This window comes from Chryseobacterium sp. SIMBA_038, assembly GCF_046535115.1.
Classification (GTDB): Bacteria; Bacteroidota; Bacteroidia; order Flavobacteriales; family Weeksellaceae; genus Chryseobacterium.
Map to the genome: position 1 here is coordinate 891,903 of NZ_JAWRXH010000002.1, position 19,690 is coordinate 911,592.

Consider the following 19,690-nt stretch of genomic DNA (forward strand, 5'->3'; position numbering starts at 1 on the left):
CATTAAAACTAATGAAAATTAATTTTCCTGTCTCTTGATTAAATTAAGCGCAGAACCTGCCTTAAACCAATCAATCTGTTGATCATTATAAGTATGATTTGCCATAATGATGTCTTTCGTTCCGTCTGCATGTACAAACTCTAAAGAAAGTTGTTTTCCTGGAGCGAATTGATCTAAATCTAAAAAGTTTACCGTGTCATCTTCCTGAATTTTATCATAATCAACTTCATTAGCGAAAGTTAATCCCAACATTCCTTGTTTTTTAAGGTTCGTTTCGTGAATTCTCGCGAATGATTTTACCAACACTGCTTTTACGCCAAGGTGTCTTGGTTCCATAGCAGCATGTTCTCTTGAAGAACCTTCACCGTAGTTTTGATCTCCAACAACAATTGTAGGAATTCCTGCAGCTTTGTAAGCTCTTTGTACAGCAGGAACTTCGCCGTGTTCACCTGTTAATAGGTTTTTCACATTGTTAGTATCCATGTTGTAAGCATTTACAGCTCCAATCAACATGTTGTTTGAGATGTTATCTAAATGTCCTCTGTATTTCAACCATGGTCCAGCCATAGAAATGTGGTCGGTTGTACATTTTCCGAAAGCTTTAATTAAAACTTTAGCACCTACAATGTTTTTTCCATCCCAAGCAGGGAATTCTTCTAACAACTGAAGTCTGTCCGAAGTTGGACTTACTTTTACAACAACAGAAGATCCGTCCTCAGAAGGAGCTTGATATCCGTTGTCATCTACAGCGAAACCTTTTGCAGGTAATTCAAACCCTTGAGGTTCGTTTAATCTTATCTGTTCTCCAGATTCATTGGTTAATGTATCTGTGATAGGGTTAAAGTCTAATCTTCCAGAAATTGCAATAGCAGCTACCATTTCAGGAGAAGCAACGAATGCGTGAGTATTTGGGTTACCATCTGCTCTTTTCGCAAAGTTTCTGTTGAAAGAGTGAATGATTGAGTTTTTCTCTCCTTTTTCAGAACCTTCTCTGTCCCATTGTCCGATACAAGGTCCACAAGCATTGGTAAAGATTCTAGCATTTTCAAATTTTCTGAAAGAATCTAAGAAACCATCTCTTTCCGCTGTGAATTTCACCTGCTCAGATCCAGGGTTGATTCCTAAGATAGCTTTAGGCTTAACACCTTTTGCAACAGCATCTTCGACGATAGAAGCTGCTCTTGAAAGATCTTCATAAGAAGAGTTGGTACAAGAACCGATCAATGCCCATTCTACTTCGATAGGCCATCCGTTTGCTTCAGCTTTAGCTTTAAATTCAGAAACCGGAGTCGCTAAATCCGGAGTGAAAGGTCCGTTCAGGTGCGGAGCTAATTCAGAAAGGTTGATTTCAATAACCTGATCGAAATATTGTTCTGGATTTGCGTATACTTCAGCATCACCTGTTAAGTGTTCAGCAACTTTGTCAGCAGCGTCCACAACATCCTGTCTTCCTGTAGAAGCAAGATATCTTCTCATAGAATCATCGTATCCGAAAGTTGAAGTGGTAGCTCCAATTTCAGCACCCATGTTACAAATTGTCCCTTTTCCTGTTGCGGATAAAGATTGAGCACCTTCTCCGAAATATTCTACGATACATCCTGTTCCACCTTTTACGGTAAGGATTCCTGCTACTTTTAAGATAACGTCTTTTGCGGAAGTCCAGCCAGACATTTTTCCTGTTAACTTAACACCAATTAGTTTTGGCATTTTAAGCTCCCAAGCCATTCCTGCCATTACATCTACTGCATCTGCACCACCAACTCCGATAGCAACCATTCCTAAACCTCCTGCGTTTACCGTGTGAGAGTCAGTTCCGATCATCATACCTCCTGGGAATGCATAATTTTCTAATACGACCTGGTGAATAATACCAGCTCCCGGCTTCCAGAAACCGATTCCATATTTATCACAAACAGAACCCAAGAAATTGAAAACTTCTGAATTCTTATTAAGACCTTCCTGTAAATCTGCCTGCGCACCAACTCTCGCCTGAATCAAGTGATCGGCGTGAGCAGTTGAAGGAACGGCCACTTTAGCTTTTCCTGCCTGCATAAATTGTAAAAGCGCCATCTGTGCAGTTGCATCCTGCATCGCAACTCTGTCTGGTGCGAAGTCTACATAAGAGTTTCCTCTTTCATGTGCTGATGTAGCATTACCTTCCCATAAGTGGGTATAAAGGATTTTTTCTGAAAGAGTAAGAGGTTTTCCCACGATTTGTCTTGCCGCAGCAATTCTTTCCGGGTAACGCTCGTACACTTTTTTGATCATGTCAATGTCGAAAGTCATATCTGTTTTAATTTTTTCTTTTCTAATATTTTTTCCGGACTTTAATTTAAAATTAAATCGGAAATTTTCTCTAATACAAACTCATCAAAATCTATTCCTACCATCTATAAAATGGTATAAATAAGATGAATCATTAATATTTTTAATACCTATCAAGTTAAGGAAAAAATAATTTTTGAGTCATTGACATAGGTTAAAATAATATTAACGACTCTTAAATGGAAAGGTTCTAAATAAAAAAAGAAAGATTTTAAATCCAATGGACTAAAATCTTTCTTATATAAGTTAAAATAGTCTTTCGACTATAGCTTAATTTCTATTAGTGAGCGCTTGTACTTGTCAATTCTTTGATTGAAGGTACAAAAGTTGTAAGATCGATGCCTTCAACAGCTGTTTTGTACTCATCGATATTAGGAATTCTTCCCATAATCGCAGAAAGTACAACAACCGGAGTTGAAGCCAATAAAGATTCTCCTTTTTTACGCTCAGAATCTTCAACCACTCTTCCTTGGAAAAGACGGGTAGAAGTTGCTAAAACAGTATCTCCTTTTTCAGCTTTTTCCTGGTTACCCATACAAAGGTTACATCCAGGACGCTCAAGGTACATCATGTTTTGGTATTGTGTACGAGCTTCACCTTTTGGAGTGTTGTCGTTAAATTCAAAACCTGAATATTTTTCTAAAAATTCCCAATCACCTTCAGCCTTTAATTCGTCAATGATATTATAAGTAGGAGCGGCCACCACTAATGGAGCTAGGAATTCTACTTTACCATTTTGCTTTTCAAGGTTTCTAAGCATTTGAGAAACGATTTTTAAATCTCCTTTGTGAACCATACAAGATCCTACGAAACCAAGATCTACTTTTTTCTCTCCTCCGTAATAGGTAAGATCTCTGATAGTATCGTGAGTATATCTCTTAGAAACATCATCATTGTTTACATCTGGGTCAGCAATCATTGGTTCAACGATGATATCAAGATCAACAATAACTTCAGCGTAATATTTAGCGTTAGCATCAGGAGTTAAAGCAGGTTTATCACCTGATCTGATTTCCTCGATTCTTTTATTAGCTTTATTAATTAATCCTTGAAGAACTTGGTTGTGATTATCCATTCCTTTGTCAATCATGATCTGAATTCTGCTCTTAGCAATTTCCAATGATTCGATCAAAGTATCATCCTCAGAGATATTGATTGAAGCTTTAGCTTTCATTTCTGCCGTCCAGTCTGTAAATGTAAACGCTTGGTCAGCAGGAAGTGTTCCGATGTGAACCTCGATAATTCTACCTTGGAATACGTTCTCCCCATCAAATTGTTTCAACATCTGAGCCTGAGTTGCATGAACTACATCACGGAAATCCATATGCTCCTTCATATCTCCTTTGAAAGTCACTTTCACAGATTCAGGGATTGGCATTGAAGCTTCACCTGTTGCTAATGCTAAAGCTACTGTTCCAGAGTCAGCTCCGAAAGCAACACCTTTAGACATTCTTGTGTGAGAGTCACCTCCGATGATGATTGCCCATTCGTCAATCGTAATATCGTTAAGAACTTTGTGAATAACGTCTGTCATTGAATGATATTCACCTTTCGGGTCACGTGCTGTGATTACTCCGAAATCGTTCATGAATTTCATTAATTTAGGAATGTTCGTCTGAGCTTTTTTATCCCAAACTGAAGCTGTGTGACATCCTGACTGATAAGCTCCGTCAACGATTGGAGAAATTACAGTCGCAGCCATAGATTCCAATTCCTGAGCAGTCATCAAACCTGTTGTATCCTGAGAACCAACAATGTTTACTTCTACACGAACGTCTGAACCTGCGTGTAATAATTTACCTTCAGTAACACCAACGGCATTTCTGTTGAAGATTTTTTCAACTGCAGTAAGACCTTGTCCTTCGATAGAAATTTCTTTAGAAGGAGCAAAAACAAGAGGAGTTTCAATTCCTAAAAGTTTTGCTGCAAATGTTTGTAGTTTTTTACCAAATACGATGGCATAAGAACCACCCGCTTTGATGAACTCTAATTTTTGAGGAGTAAATGATTTTGAAATATCTTTCAATTCAACATCTCCGTTATATAATTTCTTTTCTTTAGTATTGATCGTTAAAACTGTTCCTGTAGCAACAGAATAAGCTTCTTCTAAAACGATGTCACCATTTTCGTTACGAACAGGATTTCCGTTTTCGTCTAATTTTTTCACCCAGTTCTGAAGATCGATTCCGATACCTCCTGTTACATCAACCGTTGTAAGGAAAATTGGAGAAATACCGTTTGTTCCTCCAACAATCGGAGCAATATTTACAAATGGAATATATGGGCTTGCTTGTTTACCAGTCCAAAGAGCCACGTTGTTTACTCCCGACATACGAGATGAACCAACACCCATTGTTCCTTTTTCTGCAATAAGCATTACACTTGCATCAGGATGTTGAGCCTGTAAAGCTTTGATTTCTTCCTGCGCCTGAGGAGTGATCATACATTTACCATGCAGTTCACGGTCTGATCTTGAGTGAGCCTGATTTCCCGGAGAAAGTAAATCTGTAGAGATATCACCTTCACCTGCAATGAATGTAACTACTTTTACTTCTTCAGCAACTTCTGGAAGTTTTGTGAAAAACTCAGCATTTGCGTAGCTTTCGATTAGGTCTTTTGCGATTTCGTTACCGCTATTAAATGCTTCCTTTAGACGGTTTGTATCCGCATCATAAAGGTAAACCTGTGTTTTAAGAACGTTTGCAGCTTCTTTAGCGATAGAAATATCATTTCCTAAAGCAAGATCAAGCAATACTTCGATTGAAGGTCCTCCCTTCATGTGAGATAATAATTCAAAGGCATAAGCCGGAGAAATTTCTTCTACAACTGATTCACCTAGAATAATTTCCTTTAAAAATTGAGCTTTTGCACCAGCCGCACTTGTCGTTCCTGGTAATGTGTTATAAATAAAAAATTTAAGAGAGTCTGCCCTGTATTCATTTGCTGTATCTTTAATTTGCGAAATGATTTCGCTTAATAATTCAGCACCATCAATTGGCTTTGGATGAAGTCCTTGGTCTTTTCTTTCTTCAATCTCTTTAATGTAATCCTTATAAATATTCATATAGAAGTCTTTTCTTTGTTAAAGTAGATTATAAACAGTTGGTATTGCTGCTATTTCTTCTTTATTAGTCTATCTAAAATACAATTAATTTTATCTTTCGTTACTGCATTTTTGATAGATAATACCGATTAGAGTAAAATCAACATAATCTACATCTTTGTTTTAAAAATGTGAGATAATATTCAGTGCCAAATTTGAGTATAAAGGACTTTTTTGAAAGTCTAAGTGGTGTATCTGTAATCCGTCTTGCCACAAAAACCCTCTTTGGGTAACGTTTCTAAAATTTTTTGATCATATCAAAATCAAAAGTTATATCTTAAAAACGTTTTAAAATTATCAAACAATTAAAAATGTTCCCAAAATTACGAATTTTTACTATTTTATGAAGATACTATTATTTAGATTCTTTATAAATATGAGTTTTATAATATCTATTTTTGGTCGTATTTTTGCAGGCAAATGACGAATATGAAAAATGTAGTTAATTTTCTGGGTGTATTTATGTCGATTTTCATTTTTTCGCAGACGAAATCTGTGAAGAAAACTCCTGTGAAGAGTGTTTCAAAGACTGTCGTTAAAAAGGCATTTCCGAAACCTAAATCTAATCCAAATCTGGTTGTGATTAATAAAGATATTCCTGTTTTAATTCCACAAAAGAAAGATGGGCAGTTTGGGTATGTTAATCAAAAAGGAAAATTTATTATTCAGCCGGAATATCATATTGCGGTATTTTTTGCTGAAGATTGCAATCTTTTAAACTCTCCAAACGAAAAAATCAGAAAATTTGGAACGAAAGAATATGCAACGGTTGAAAAAGATTTAATATCATATAGAATTGATAATACTGGGAAAAGAGTCTATCAGTTCAAAGATTCCGATCTCGGACAATGCAAATTAGGAAGTTATAAGCAACAATTGTTTCAGGCTTATATTTTAAATGGTTTTTATGGTATCATTGAAAAATCAAAATTTGTAAATGCAGAAGATTACCGAGATTATCAAATTTATCCTCAATATCAATATTTATATATTTTGGAAGGTGATGATGTATCTGATCCGATGATTATTGCTTCACAAAATGACAGATTCGGAGTGATTGATGTTAATAATAAAGTGATCATTCCTTTTGAATATTCAAATATCAAGAGAAATTTCAGCTGGAAATTGGGCAAAATGTTTGATGTTACAAAAGATAGTATAAATTATTATTATATCGATACTCATAATAAAGCGTATTAATGCTGGAGGCTTTAGGCAGTATGCTTGAAGCTTTTTTATATTTCAAAATATGGTTTCAAAAAGTTAAAATCCGTATCTCGTATATTTTTTGTAATTTCGCGGCTGAAATAAAGGGGTGCTGTAACAAGCTGAGATTATACCCAATGAACCTAGAACGGATAATGCTGTTTAGGGAAATTAAAAATGAGCAATAAGTAATCAATAATGAGTAATTCTCAAATCATTACTTATTACCAATTACTCATTATCGATCATAATCCGCCCCTTTTATTCATTAAATTTTAAAAATTTATAGAATGAAAGGATTATTTTTTTTAGGGCTTACCGTTGGCTCTTTTGCTTTTATACAAGCACAAAATACAGATTCCTTAAAAATAAAGGAAATTGAAGCAATCAACTTTACCAAAAGACTTCCTGTTGCTAAGGAGATCATCAATGTTCAGAAAGATTTAGACAGTAAAAATCTTGGACAGGATCTACCGATGTTACTTAAAAATCAAACCTCAATTATTTCGACTTCCGATGCCGGAAATGGAGTAGGTTACACTGGTTTTAGAATCCGTGGTGTTGCCGGAAGAGGAATTAATGTCATGATGAATGGCGTTCCGTTCAACGATTCTGAAAGTCAGGGAACATTTTTCGTCAACGTTCCGGATTTAACGAGTTCGGCTTCTCAAATTGTCATTCAAAGAGGTGTCGGAACTTCCAATAACGGAGTTTCTGCTTTCGGAGCGAGCATCAATGTGATTTCTAAAGATCCTGAAGAAAAGTTTTATTTTAAAACTGATGACAGTTACGGATCATTCAATACGTACAAATATTCTGCTGAGGTTGGTTCAGGAAAATTCTGGAAAAACCGACTTTCTGTGATGGGTAGATACACGAATATTCATTCTGATGGATATATCGACAGAGCTTCGTCCGATCTTCATTCATACAACTTCACGGCGCTTTTTGAAGAGGGGAAAACGAGAATTCGTTTGATGGCTTTCGGAGGTAAAGAAAAAACGTATCAGGCGTGGAACGGAATCGACAGAAAAACTTGGGAAACAGATCCAAAATTCAATGCATCTGGAGCAATTTATGATGCGAATTGGGAGAAAATTGTAGGTTTTTACGATAACGAAACAGATAATTACAGACAGAACCATTATCAATTACTTTGGGAACAGGGAATTAATGATCATTGGAATTTAGAAACGACTTTGCACTACACAAAAGGGAAAGGATATTACGAAAATTACAAACAAGGCGATCCTTTTGCGAGATACAACTTGCCGGATTTTAATGGAGAAGAATATTCTGATTTTATCAGAAAAAAATGGTTGAATAATGATTTTTACGGAATTGTTTCAACGTTGTACGGAAAGTATGAAAATTTAGATCTAAACTTTGGAGCGGTTGCCAATCAATATTACGGAAGACATTTCGGAAACGTAACGGGTGTATTTTTGCCTCAAATCAACGAAAGCGAATATTACAGAAACCGTTCTGTGAAAAGCGAAGTTTCAGGTTTTGCAAAGGCTTTGTTTAAAGTAAATAATTTTGAATTCTTCGGAGATCTACAGCTTAGAAATATCGATTACGACATCAAAATTCTTAAAGATGGCGATGGCGAAGGAGGAAACTTAACCAAAAATTGGCTGTTTTTCAATCCAAAAGCCGGAGTGAATTATAGAATCGGAAACGGAAAGGTCTTTTTATCTTACGCACACGCTCAACGCGAACCGAACAGAGATGATTTAACGGCCGATAACAATGTAAAAGCAGAAAAGCTTCACGATTTTGAAGCTGGTTTAGAAAAACAATTCGGGATTTTATCTGTGACGGTCAACTTATATTATATGTATTACGTTAATCAATTGGTTTTAAATGGCGAATTGAATAATGTCGGAGCTTTTATCAGAACAAATTCCGGAGAAAGTTACAGAAGAGGTATTGAAATTGGAGCGTTGGCAAAACTTTCCAAACAATGGGAAATCTCAGGGAATGTAAGTTTAAGCCAGAACAGAAATCAGGATTTTAAAATAGAAAATGAAGCCTTGGTAAGAGATCTTGGAAATACTCAAATCTCCTTTTCACCGGATGTTATCGCTAATTTAGGGTTGAAATTTAATCCAAATAAAAACTTCCAGTTTGCATTGATGAATCAATATGTTGGAAAGCAATATTTAGACAACACTGAAGATAAAAATTTACAGTTGAAAGATTATCTTCTGACGGATTTTAATGCTCAATATCAGTTTAAAATAGCGAACAATGATGTGGCGCTGAAATTATTGGTAAATAATATTTTCAATAAAAAATATGTGAATAATGGAGCGGTTTATGATGGCGAACCATACTATTTTTCTCAGGCAGGAACTAATTTTATGTTCGGAATAAGCTGGAAAATTCAATAGTAATTACATAAAAATAGAGCATAATTGTTTTCAATAATTCAATAATGATATTCAAACGAGTAATATTAGATTCTAAAGACTGTTTCGGCAGTCTTTTTTATTGTGAATAAATCATCTAAAAAGTCATGGAAAAGTTATAAATTTGCCATCAAATGAATATTTCAGCTTACATTTTAGAATATCTGAAACAATTTGGTTCTGTTACAGTTCCAAGCTTTGGTGTATTTTCTTTAGAGAATTCTAAAGCAATTATCAACTCCGAAAACGGGAGTATTCTTCCGCCTGCGAGTCAGATCACTTTTAGTCCTGATCATGAAATTCAATCTGATGAATTGATCGCTTTTATTGCAGATCAAAAGCAAATGTCTTTTGAAGCATCAAAAAGTGACTTAAAGATCCAGACCGATTTTTGGAAGAAAAAACTTCAGGCAGAACAAACACTAGAAATTCAGAACCTCGGAACGATCTTTATTGAAGACGGACACACTCATTTTAAAGGAAAAAGAATAGAATCCGGTCATCCCGATTTTTACGGATTGGAAGAGATCAAAATTTCCGATATCAAAGCAAAAGATAAAGCAGTTGTTTCTGAAAAATCAGCAAACGATTACAAATTCAGTAAATCGTTACTTTGGATCTTTTTGATTGTTATTCCAATTTTAGGGATCGCTTATCTGGCTTTTACCAATCAGGAACTCCTTTTTGGAAACGAATCTTTTAAACATGAAAAGGATTCTATTAAAATTGATGCAAAATTGTCTGTTTTAGTAAGAGATACTGTAAAAGTAGATTCTACACAGATGAAAATCGCAGATTCTTTGAAAACTTTGAAAAAAGATTCAATTGTAAAACCTGTTGAAAAAGGTGTTCAAGTTCCAACAACCCCAAACAAGACAAAGGCTAAATGGCAAAAATAAAAAAAGCGTCAGAATCTCTGACAATCATGACGAACATTGTTCTTCCCAATGAAACCAATTCTCTAAGAAACCTTTTTGGAGGTGAATTATTGGCAAAGATGGATCGTTGTGCATCGATCTCTGCAGCAAGACATTGCGAAAGAAGAGTGGTTACAGCTTCTGTGAATCACGTTTCTTTTAATCACCCGATTCCGGAAGGTGGAATTGTGATTTTAGAATCTAAAGTTTCAAGAGCATTTTCTACTTCTATGGAGGTTTATGTTGATGTTTGGTTGGATGATCCTATCAGTCAGAAAAAAACGCATACGAACGCTGGAATTTACACCTTCGTTGCTGTGGATGAGTTCAATCGTCCAATTCCAATTCCAGAAATGGTTCCCGAAACAGAGGACGAAAAAGAAAGATTTGCCGCTGCATTCCGTAGAAAAGAATTATCATTAATTCTTTCAGGAAGAATGAAGCCGTTGGAATCTGTGGAATTGAAAAAACTTTTTCAAGAACCCGAAGAATCTGTGAAAACTGAAAAATAATTTTTTTACAAAATATACAGTAATGCTTTTAATCTTTGCTAAATATCAAACAAAATATTTACGGGATTAAAAGCATTTTTTCTTTTACTTAAATATAAAGATTCATTTATATCTAAATATCTGAATCTCTAAATCTTTTAATATTATTTGAAAATGAAGATCCTACTTTTAGATAAAAACCATCCTTTAATTACCGAACAGCTTTTAGCAAAAAACTTTATATTGGAAGAAGATTTTACGTCTTCTTACGATGATGTTTGCAATAAAATTGAAAACTACGACGGAGTCATTATCAGAAGCCGAATTCCTTTAGATAAAAACTTTTTAGAGAAAGGAAAAAACCTTAAATTCATTGCAAGAGTAGGAGCCGGAATGGAAAATATTGATATTCCTGTTGCTGAAAAATTGGGAATTCAATTAATAAATTCTCCTGAAGGAAACAGAGATTCTGTTGCCGAACATGTTGTCGGAATGTTATTGATTTTAATGAACCGACTTTTCATTGCTTCCCAGGAAGTAAAGAACGGAATTTGGTTACGTGAAGAAAATCGAGGTGACGAATTATTAGGAAAAACGGTTGGTCTAATTGGTTACGGAAACATGGGAAAAGCAACAGCGAAAAGACTTTCCGGTTTTGGGTGTAAAGTGATTTTCCATGATATTTTACCGGATCTTTCTGATGAATATGCAACGCAGGTTTCTTTGGAAGAATTAAAAGAAAAAGCTGAGGTTTTAAGTTTGCATATTCCTTTGACTGATTTGTCATATTATTTGATTGATGGACCATTCCTTTCTGATATGAAAAATGACTTCTATTTGGTGAATACAGCGAGAGGAAAAAACATAGAAACTAAAAGCTTAGTTGAAGCTTTGAAATCAGGAAAAGTAAAAGGAGCATGTCTCGATGTTTTGGAATACGAAAAATCTTCTTTCGAAAATATTGAAACAGAAAATGATGATTTGCAATATCTTTTAAACTCTGAAAAAGTAATTGTAACGCCTCATATCGCAGGTTGGACGCATCAAAGCAAAGAAAAGCTGGCGCAGGTTATCGTTGATAAGATTGTTGCTCAGTTTGCTTAAGTGAATATTGTTGAGATGCTTCGACTACGCTCAGCATGACATCGCTACAACTATTCTGATAAAAGTAAACGGTAGTATTAGAAATGTCATGCTGAGCGAAGTCGAAGCATCTAAAAGAAAGTTGTCATTTTACAATTTCAAGATTTTGCTCTAGTTTATGTTAAATAATTCATAATTTACAGCAAGAATTCCATATTTATTTTGAGTTTTATTAAATTGCCGCTCATTTTCGAAACTCATGAAGAAGCGTAACTTTGTACTTATTTTAGCTGTTTTTTTACTTATTTTTTCCTGTAAAAAAAAATCCGACTCTAAAGAATCTATAACTGAAAACACCACCGATCTGCCCAATTATGGAAGCGTAGATCTTAGTAATGTTTTCACAAAAGGGGATGGACAGCTTTCTGACAAAGCTTCACTTGTTCGTTATATCGATCAGTATTACAAAAAAGTCTGGGAAGGAAGCGATCTGAGTGGCGGAATATTGGTAGCAAAAGGTGACGATATTTTATACGAAAATTACAGAGGCTTTAGTAGGGAAGGGAACCAGTCGGCGATTGATAAAAATACGCCTTTGCACGTTGCTTCAGTTTCAAAAACTTTGACGGCAATGGCGATGATGAAATTAATCGAAGCCGGAAAAATAAAATTTACAGATCATTTAACCCAATTTTTCCCGGGATTTCCTTATCCGAATGTGACGGTTCAGACTTTATTGGATCAAAGAAGTGGTCTTCCGAAGTATGAATATTTTATTGCTAAAATTCCACCAACATCTCCTGAACTTGCAAAACCATATATTACCAATCAGGATGTATTAAATATGATCATTAAATACAAACCTGAATTGGCAAGAGATACCGACACAGGTTTCATGTACTGCAACACCAATTTTGCATTGTTGGCTTTGCTAATCGAGAAAGTAACCAAAACTCCTTTTCCTCAGGCGATGAAAGAAATGGTTTTTGATCCTTTGAAAATGAAAAACAGTTACATTTTTCAGGAAAAAGACATTCCTACAGCATCACAATCTTTTTATTATGGAGGTAAATTATATCCTTTAGATAGATTAGACCTTATTTATGGTGATAAAAACGTTTACACAACGCCAAGAGACCTTTATAATTTCTCAAAAGCAATGTTCTCAAAAGATTTCTTAAAACTTGAATTGATGGAAATGGTTTTCTCGCCTTACAGCAATGAAAAAGCGGGAATGAACAATTATGGTTTAGGATTCAGGATGAAAATTTTTGATAATGGAGAGAAATTGACTTACCATAACGGTTGGTGGCACGGAACAAATTCTGTTTTTGCTCATTTATTAAAATCAAAAGTAACCATTGTAGCAATTGGAAATAAATATTCAAACAAAGTATATACTGCGCTTGCTTTATCCGGCTTATTTGAAGATTTTCCGGTGCAGAAAGATAAGCTTCACAGTGTGATGAATGACAATAAAGATTCTTTAAATGGCGGGCAGGATGTTACAGAATAATGTTTACTTTTGCTTAAACATATTCATGAAAAGACTTCTTCTCTTATTTATTATAGGTTTTCTTTTGCAATCGTGCGCAAGAGTGGGCTCTCCGGTTGGTGGACCTAAAGATTCTTTGGCTCCAAAATTTTTAAGCTCAAATATTGATACGACAAGGATCAATGTTTCAAGAGATATTCGTGAACTTCGCCTTGATTTTAATGAATATATTACGCTGAAAGACATCAATAAAAACCTGATTATTTCTCCGCCAATCAAAAATATCAAGCGTATTTTGCCTTCAAATATTGCCAATAAATATGTTTTGATCCAATGGACGGATACTTTACAGGCGAATACAACTTATAATTTCAACTTCGGAAATTCTATTGTTGATAATAATGAAGCGAATATTCTTCGTTATTTCAATTTTGCTTTTTCTACGGGAGATAAGTTGGATGATTTGTACATAAGTGGTGAGGTTAAAGATGCCTTAGCGATAAAAAAACAATCTGAAAGTGCTGAAAATAAACTTGTTGTAGGATTGTATCAGGTAAAAGACACTATTAATTATAAGCAAAAGCCTTACTACATCACGAAAGTTGATACAGACGGTTATTACGAACTGAATTATTTATCACCTGGAAAATATAAGATCCTTGCTTTTGAAGATGAAAACGGAAACTCAATGTACGATCCTGGAAAAGAAAAAGTTGGTTTCCAGAAAGATGCTGTAGATGTTGAAAAATCTGTCTCAGGATTAAATTTAAAAGTTTATCCGTCTAAAAAAGCTCTGAAATATGGTGAAATGAAAGAAATGCCTGGCGGGATTTTAATGACATTCGAAGGAAATCCTACCGATGTTAAGGTTCTTTCAATCAATGATAAGCTTCAGGATATAAAAGTTACTCATCGACCAAAATCAGATTCTATCAATATCTGGTTTGATGCTGTTGCCCAAAAGGTAGGGCAGGGAACAACTGAAAACTTGAAATTCAGTTATGATGTTGATAACAAGAAAGATACAGTTTCTGTTTTTTATAAGCAGAATGCTAAAAATGAAATGCAAATTTCTAATAATGATGGCGGTTTGTTGCCTCCAAAAACGGATTTTAAGATCACTTCAAATTATATCATCGATAAAATAAATCCTGAAAAATGGGTTCTGAAAAGCGACAGTTTAACCACTCAGGAGTTTACGGCTAAGATCTCTGAAACCAATCCGTATCAGATTTTAATTAAATCAGATTTCATTGCAGGGAAGAAATATCAATTAACGGTTCCAAAGACAACAGTTTCATCTTTTTATGCTAAAAATTCGGAATCAAAACGTTTCGATTTTGAAGCGGATAAAGTTGAAAATTACGGTAATCTGACGTTAAAACTTGAAAATGCACCAACTACAAGTTACTGGATTCAGTTATTAGATGCATCAGAGAAAATTATTTATCAGAAATATACAAAAGGAAGTGAAGTGAAATTCGACATCTTAAAACCTGCCGAATACATCGTCCGAATATTGGTTGATAATAATGAAAATAAATATTGGGACGAATCTGATTTCTTAAATGAAACTTTTGCTGAAGATTCCTATGTGTTTTATAAACTCGCTGTCATAAGACCGTTGTGGGAAACCAATGAAACCTGGGATTTAAAAGATACGAGAACGCTGGACAGTCCTAAAACCTCTACGAATAAAACGGCAACACCTTTTCCAAATGCACAGGAAAAACCTGTAAAGCAAGATGCAAATAACCGTGAGTTGAAATCAGGAGGTGCTGTTTTAACTCCTATGAAGTAAGAAAATATGAAGACTTTTAAGAAAATTGTGTTTTGGAGTTTGGTGGGCTTTGCTATCATTCAGTTTATTCCGATCGATAGAGTTAATAAACCTGTGAATCATGCAGTAAATTTTGTTGATGTTAAAAAGACTCCGCAAAAGATAAGAGACTTGATAAAAGGAGCCTGTTATGACTGTCATTCCAATGAGACGATTTATCCTAAATACGCTTTTATCGCTCCGATTTCATGGTCTCTAAAAAGCCATGTAAATGAAGGAAGAGAACGCCTTAATTTTTCAATTTGGGGAACTTATAACAAAGAATTGAAAGAAAATATGCTTAGCAGAGCTGCGGAAAGTGTTCAGAACAGAATGATGCCTATGCCTGGATATATTCCTTATCATAAAGAAGCTAATCTTTCTGACGCTGAAAGAAAGCTTATTGGTTCTTATTTTGAGGAAATGCTCAAGAATAAAACGTATTAATTTAATTTTAAAAAAAACTCTCGCAGATTTTACAAATTTAGCTGATAATTATTTTATCATTAATTCATAAAATCTGCGAGAGATGATATATTTTTAAGAATTAAATATTCTTTAAATACCTTTCAAAAAATATTTTCTGAGAATCAAAAGCGATATCATCGAGATTGATTTCACTTAAAGGAATCCATTGCGTTTCTGAGATCTCAGACAACTCAATATTCACTTCAAATTTCTCCGAAACATTGTATTCATAAAACAAATCGATTGTATTATAATCAATTTGTTTGTACTGATAAACGTTTGGAAGACTCGTTAAATACTTTAAGTTTGAAATATTGATGTCAAGCTGAAGTTCCTCAAAAAGCTCCCTTTTACAGGTTTCTTCTGCGCTTTCTCTTGGATCTACAAAACCTCCTGCCAGATCAAGTTTTCCCTTTTTAGGCTCCTGATTTCTTCTGGTAAGATAAATCTCATCTCCACATCTTATGACCACTGCTACTGCACCGGCAACGTTGTTGTAAAGATTAAAGTTACAATTGGGGCAGCTCCATTTTTTTTCGCCGTCCCAATGTAGAGATTCTTTGCCACAGCTTGGGCAATATTTCAATATTTTCATTGAGCAATATTAATATTTCTCGGGTGATAATTCAATATCACATCGCGAAGTTCTTCTGTTTTCAGATGCGTATAGATTTCCGTTGTTGTAATACTAGAATGACCAAGCATTTCCTGTATATAACGAAGATCTGCACCATTTTGTAATAGATGCGTTGCAAAAGAATGTCTGAACGTGTGTGGAGATATTTTTTTGCTTACACCAGCTTTATCTGTAAGCTCTTTTATGATTAAGAATACTATTACTCTGGACATAGAGGTTCCTCTGCTGTTCAGAAATAGTGAATCTTCGTACTTTTTATTGATCTTGCACTTTGAACGAGTGTCTTCGATGTAGCTTTTCAACAAATCTGCAGTAAAATCCGCCAGTGGTACAAAACGGGTTTTATTACCCTTTCCATTCACTTTGATGTAATTTTCTACGAAATTGATGTTTGAAATTTTAAGATCAATAAGTTCCGAAACTCGGAGTCCACATCCGTAAAGTACCTCAATGATACACTGATTTCTCTTTCCAAGATCTGAAGACACTTCTATAGCGCTGATAATCTTATTGATATCAGGAAGGCTTAACGTGTCCGGAAGATATAATCCCAACTTGGGGCCCTCAAGCAAAGATGCAGGATTGTCTTCACGAAACTCATCTTCAAGTAAAAATTTGAAGAAAGCTTTTATAGAAGAAATCCATCTTGCCTGTGATCTTTCGCTGAATTTTTGTTTGGAAAGGTTGAAGATGTACTCTTGCAGGTTATCATACCCTATAGAACCCGGACCGATGTTTTCCAGATCCTCTACTGCGTATTCTTTTAATTTCTTAATGTCTCGTACGTAAGCGTCGAGAGTGTTTTCTGAAAAATTTCTTTCGAATCGAAGAAATATTTCAAAATCCTTAATTTTTTCATCCCAAGTCATTGTTTGTGCTTATTTTTTTAGTTCACAATCCGATATTTGTTCTATTTCAATATTATGGTTCCTCAGGAACGATATCCCATCATCGTCCGAATATTCATTGATATACACTAGCCTGGAAATTCCCGCCTGCAGAATAAGTTTGCTACATTCTTTGCAAGGTGATAACGTTAAATATAACGTTGCTCCTTTTGCAGATTGTGTAGAAGAGGCTAACTTTAATATCGCGTTAGCTTCTGCGTGCAGTACATACCAGTGTGTTTTTCCACCTTCATCTTCACAGCAATTTTCAAATCCCGAAGGAGTGCCGTTGTAACCATCTGAAATAATCATCCTATCTTTTACGATAAGAGCTCCTACTTGTTTTCGTTTGCAGTAGGAAAGTTTTGCCCATTCGAGAGCCATTTTTAGATAAGCTTTATCAAACTTATTCATACAACGTCATTGTTTTTTTTCGAAATAATTGGATTAATTTTCTTAGAAGTTAGGCTTTCTTTTTTCAATAAAAGCAGAAACTCCTTCTTTTTTATCATCAAGTTCAAAAAGTTCTCCGAAATACTTGATCTCAGTTTCAAAACCTTTCTCCGTATCAGATAAATTCACGGCATTTATTGCCTTTGATATTGCCATCGGTGAGTTACGGGCAATAACGGTTGCTAATTCTTTAGTTTTTGTTAATAAATCTTCGATAGGGTATACTTCATTTACCAATCCGATCTCTTTGGCTCTTTGAGCGGGGATCATTTTGGCAGAGAAGATCATTTCGTTGGCAAGGCCTTTTCCTACAAGCTTCGGTAATCTTTGAGTTCCTCCGTACCCAGGAATTAATCCTAAAGTAACTTCCGGAAGTCCCAATTTTGCATTTTCCGATGCGTATCTGATGTGGCATGCCATGGCAAGCTCTAAACCTCCTCCTAGTGCAAAGCCGTTTACTGCAGCAATTACAGGTTTGGATAGGTTTTCTATTTTATTAAAAAGAAAGTTTTGACCGTTTCTGGCTAATTCTTCCGCTTTTTCTTGTCCAAAATCACTAAATTCTTTAATATCAGCTCCGGCAACGAAAGATTTTTCTCCGCTTCCGGTAAGAATGATCACTCTGCAAGTGGTATCAGAATCTAATTCTTCTAACGCTGAACTTATCTCCTGAATTGTCTTTGCATTTAAAGCATTTAAACTTTCAGGTCTGTTTATTGTGATTATAGATAATTTATCTTCTTTATTTAATAATATATTCTCGTAACTCATTTTTCACTTTAAAATATTATTCTGTGCAAATTATAAATTTTTTACAAAAAAAAGGAAAAAATCTTACTTTTTTTTCCTTTTAATTGAAAATATCATTCAAATATGCTTATTTGGAATGATTCATCATATTTGCATCAATGTTAACATGTAGTTGCGAAGCCACTTTCATGCCAAGTTCTATGTTTGCTCTAAAAAAATGACACAACTGTCTATTTATAATTTCATCTCTCTTCGGACCATCAATTCCTTTCATACTTCCAACAATGTTGTGAATCAGATTTTCTCTGTCTTCCGAATTCATTGCTTTAGTATATAATAAGCCTGGCTGAGTGTAATGATCATCATCATTTTCGTTTCGGTTATAGCTGGCAACGTGATTGTTGTCTAGTTCATATTCGAAATTTTTATATGCTGAATCTGCCTTAATATCATCAAAACTATTAGGATGATAATTTGGTTTGTCCTGATATTGACTTGAATCTGCCATAAAACCATCTCTCTGATAATTATTAACAGCAAAAGGACAACGATTTACTTCTAATTGATGAGCATTGACTCCAACTCTGTATCTGTGAGCGTCAGGATAAGAAAATAATCTTCCCTGAAGCATTTTGTCCGGAGAAAAACTGATTCCGTCAATTAAATTGCTTGGCGAGAAAGTAGATTGTTCTACGTGAGCGAAATAATTAACCGGAATTTCATTTAATTCCATTTCACCAACTTCAATTAATGGAAAATCTCCCTGGAACCAAACTTTAGTGATGTCAAAAGGATTCCATCTGAAATCTTTTGCCTGATCTTCAGTCATTACCTGAATGTACATTGTCCATTTTGGAAAATCTCCTTTATCGATTGCGTTGCAAAGATCTTCCTGAGCGAAATCCGGATTTTCTCCTGCCATTTTTACGGCATCTTCATTCGTGAAGTTTTTAACGCCTTGTTTTGTTTTAAAATGGAATTTCACCCAAACTCTCTCATTATTTGCATTGATCATTGAAAAAGTATGAGATCCAAAACCATGCATATGTCTGAATCCGTGAGGAGTTCCTCTATCTGACATTAATATTAAAACCTGATGAAGTGATTCTGGATTCAAGCTCCAGAAATCCCACATCATTGTCGCGCTTTTTAAGTTCGTTCTTGGAACCCTTTTTTGAGTATGAATAAAGTCCGGGAATTTTTTAGCATCCTTAATAAAGAATACAGGCGTGTTGTTTCCAACTAAATCCCAATTTCCGTCTTCTGTGTAAAATTTTAAAGCAAATCCTCGTGGATCTCTTGCTGTATCTGCACTTCCTTTTTCGCCTCCAACTGTAGAGAAACGGGCAAACATTTTGCATGAATTCCCAACTTGTGAGAATAATTTGGCTTTCGTATATTTACTAATATCGTGTGTGATGGTTAATTTTCCATAAGCTCCGGTTCCTTTTGCATGAACAATTCTTTCAGGAATTCTCTCTCTTACAAAATGAGCAAGGTTTTCCTGAAGGATAAAATCCTGTAACAATACAGGACCTCTTGGACCAACCGTTTGTGAATCCTGATGCTCATAATACGGGGCACCACTACTTAATGTTAATTTTTTAGAATCCATATAGTTATGATTTGAATGATTGATTTA

General features: G+C 34.9%; 15 protein-coding genes. 8 read left to right on the forward strand and 7 right to left on the reverse strand.

The window, feature by feature from the left end; genetic code table 11:
- Positions 1-18: 18 nt before the first annotated feature.
- Together SB689_RS10355 and SB689_RS10360 are read right to left on the reverse strand one after the other, a co-directional pair.
- Positions 19-2,286 (reverse strand): aconitate hydratase, encoded by a 2,268-nt coding sequence (locus tag SB689_RS10355; protein WP_410692045.1) that lies wholly within the window; start codon positions 2,284-2,286, stop codon positions 19-21.
- 319 nt (positions 2,287-2,605) lie between these two features.
- Complete coding sequence (locus SB689_RS10360) at positions 2,606-5,389, reverse strand: bifunctional aconitate hydratase 2/2-methylisocitrate dehydratase (RefSeq protein WP_410692046.1); 2,784 nt, start codon at positions 5,387-5,389, stop codon at positions 2,606-2,608.
- A 468-nt stretch (positions 5,390-5,857) separates the two neighbouring features.
- On the opposite strand from SB689_RS10360, the gene SB689_RS10365 reads away from it, so the two are divergent.
- The 8 genes from SB689_RS10365 (at position 5,858) to SB689_RS10400 (ending at position 15,300) form a co-directional block, all read left to right on the forward strand.
- Positions 5,858-6,628, forward strand: a complete 771-nt coding sequence (locus SB689_RS10365) for a WG repeat-containing protein (protein ID WP_410692047.1) — start codon at positions 5,858-5,860, stop codon at positions 6,626-6,628.
- A gap of 296 nt (positions 6,629-6,924) precedes the next feature.
- Positions 6,925-9,030 (forward strand): TonB-dependent receptor, encoded by a 2,106-nt coding sequence (locus SB689_RS10370; RefSeq protein WP_410692048.1) that lies wholly within the window; start codon positions 6,925-6,927, stop codon positions 9,028-9,030.
- A gap of 152 nt (positions 9,031-9,182) precedes the next feature.
- The gene (locus SB689_RS10375; RefSeq protein WP_410692049.1) at positions 9,183-9,947 is read left to right on the forward strand and encodes a hypothetical protein; all 765 of its coding nucleotides are present in this window, start codon (positions 9,183-9,185) and stop codon (positions 9,945-9,947) included.
- Complete coding sequence (locus SB689_RS10380; RefSeq protein ID WP_410692050.1) at positions 9,935-10,477, forward strand: acyl-CoA thioesterase; 543 nt, start codon at positions 9,935-9,937, stop codon at positions 10,475-10,477. The genes SB689_RS10375 and SB689_RS10380 overlap by 13 nt, the downstream gene beginning before the upstream one ends.
- A 153-nt stretch (positions 10,478-10,630) precedes the next feature.
- Entirely contained in the window at positions 10,631-11,560 is a 930-nt protein-coding gene (locus SB689_RS10385; RefSeq protein WP_410692051.1) for a 2-hydroxyacid dehydrogenase, read from the forward strand.
- Positions 11,561-11,798: 238 nt separating this feature from the next.
- Positions 11,799-13,055: a serine hydrolase domain-containing protein gene (locus tag SB689_RS10390; protein WP_410692053.1), complete on the forward strand. Its 1,257-nt coding sequence runs from the start codon at positions 11,799-11,801 to the stop codon at positions 13,053-13,055.
- A 25-nt stretch (positions 13,056-13,080) separates the two neighbouring features.
- Positions 13,081-14,835, forward strand: coding sequence for an Ig-like domain-containing protein (locus SB689_RS10395; RefSeq protein ID WP_410692055.1), 1,755 nt, complete (start codon positions 13,081-13,083; stop codon positions 14,833-14,835).
- 6 nt (positions 14,836-14,841) lie between these two features.
- Complete coding sequence (locus SB689_RS10400; RefSeq protein ID WP_410692056.1) at positions 14,842-15,300, forward strand: heme-binding domain-containing protein; 459 nt, start codon at positions 14,842-14,844, stop codon at positions 15,298-15,300.
- A gap of 100 nt (positions 15,301-15,400) precedes the next feature.
- On the opposite strand, the gene SB689_RS10405 is transcribed toward SB689_RS10400, so the two are convergent.
- The 5 genes from SB689_RS10405 to SB689_RS10425 form a co-directional block, all read right to left on the reverse strand.
- Positions 15,401-15,916, reverse strand: a complete 516-nt coding sequence (locus tag SB689_RS10405; RefSeq protein WP_410692057.1) for an NUDIX hydrolase — start codon at positions 15,914-15,916, stop codon at positions 15,401-15,403.
- A complete protein-coding gene (xerD, locus tag SB689_RS10410; RefSeq protein WP_410692058.1) occupies positions 15,913-16,827 on the reverse strand; it encodes a site-specific tyrosine recombinase XerD in 915 nt (304 codons plus the stop codon). The genes SB689_RS10405 and xerD overlap by 4 nt, the downstream gene beginning before the upstream one ends.
- Positions 16,828-16,836: 9 nt before the next feature.
- Positions 16,837-17,259 (reverse strand): deoxycytidylate deaminase, encoded by a 423-nt coding sequence (locus tag SB689_RS10415; RefSeq protein WP_410692059.1) that lies wholly within the window; start codon positions 17,257-17,259, stop codon positions 16,837-16,839.
- 42 nt (positions 17,260-17,301) lie between these two features.
- Positions 17,302-18,069, reverse strand: a complete 768-nt coding sequence (locus SB689_RS10420; protein ID WP_410692060.1) for an enoyl-CoA hydratase/isomerase family protein — start codon at positions 18,067-18,069, stop codon at positions 17,302-17,304.
- Between the two features lie 106 nt (positions 18,070-18,175).
- Complete coding sequence (locus SB689_RS10425; protein WP_410692061.1) at positions 18,176-19,663, reverse strand: catalase; 1,488 nt, start codon at positions 19,661-19,663, stop codon at positions 18,176-18,178.
- Between the last annotated feature and the right edge of the window lie 27 nt (positions 19,664-19,690).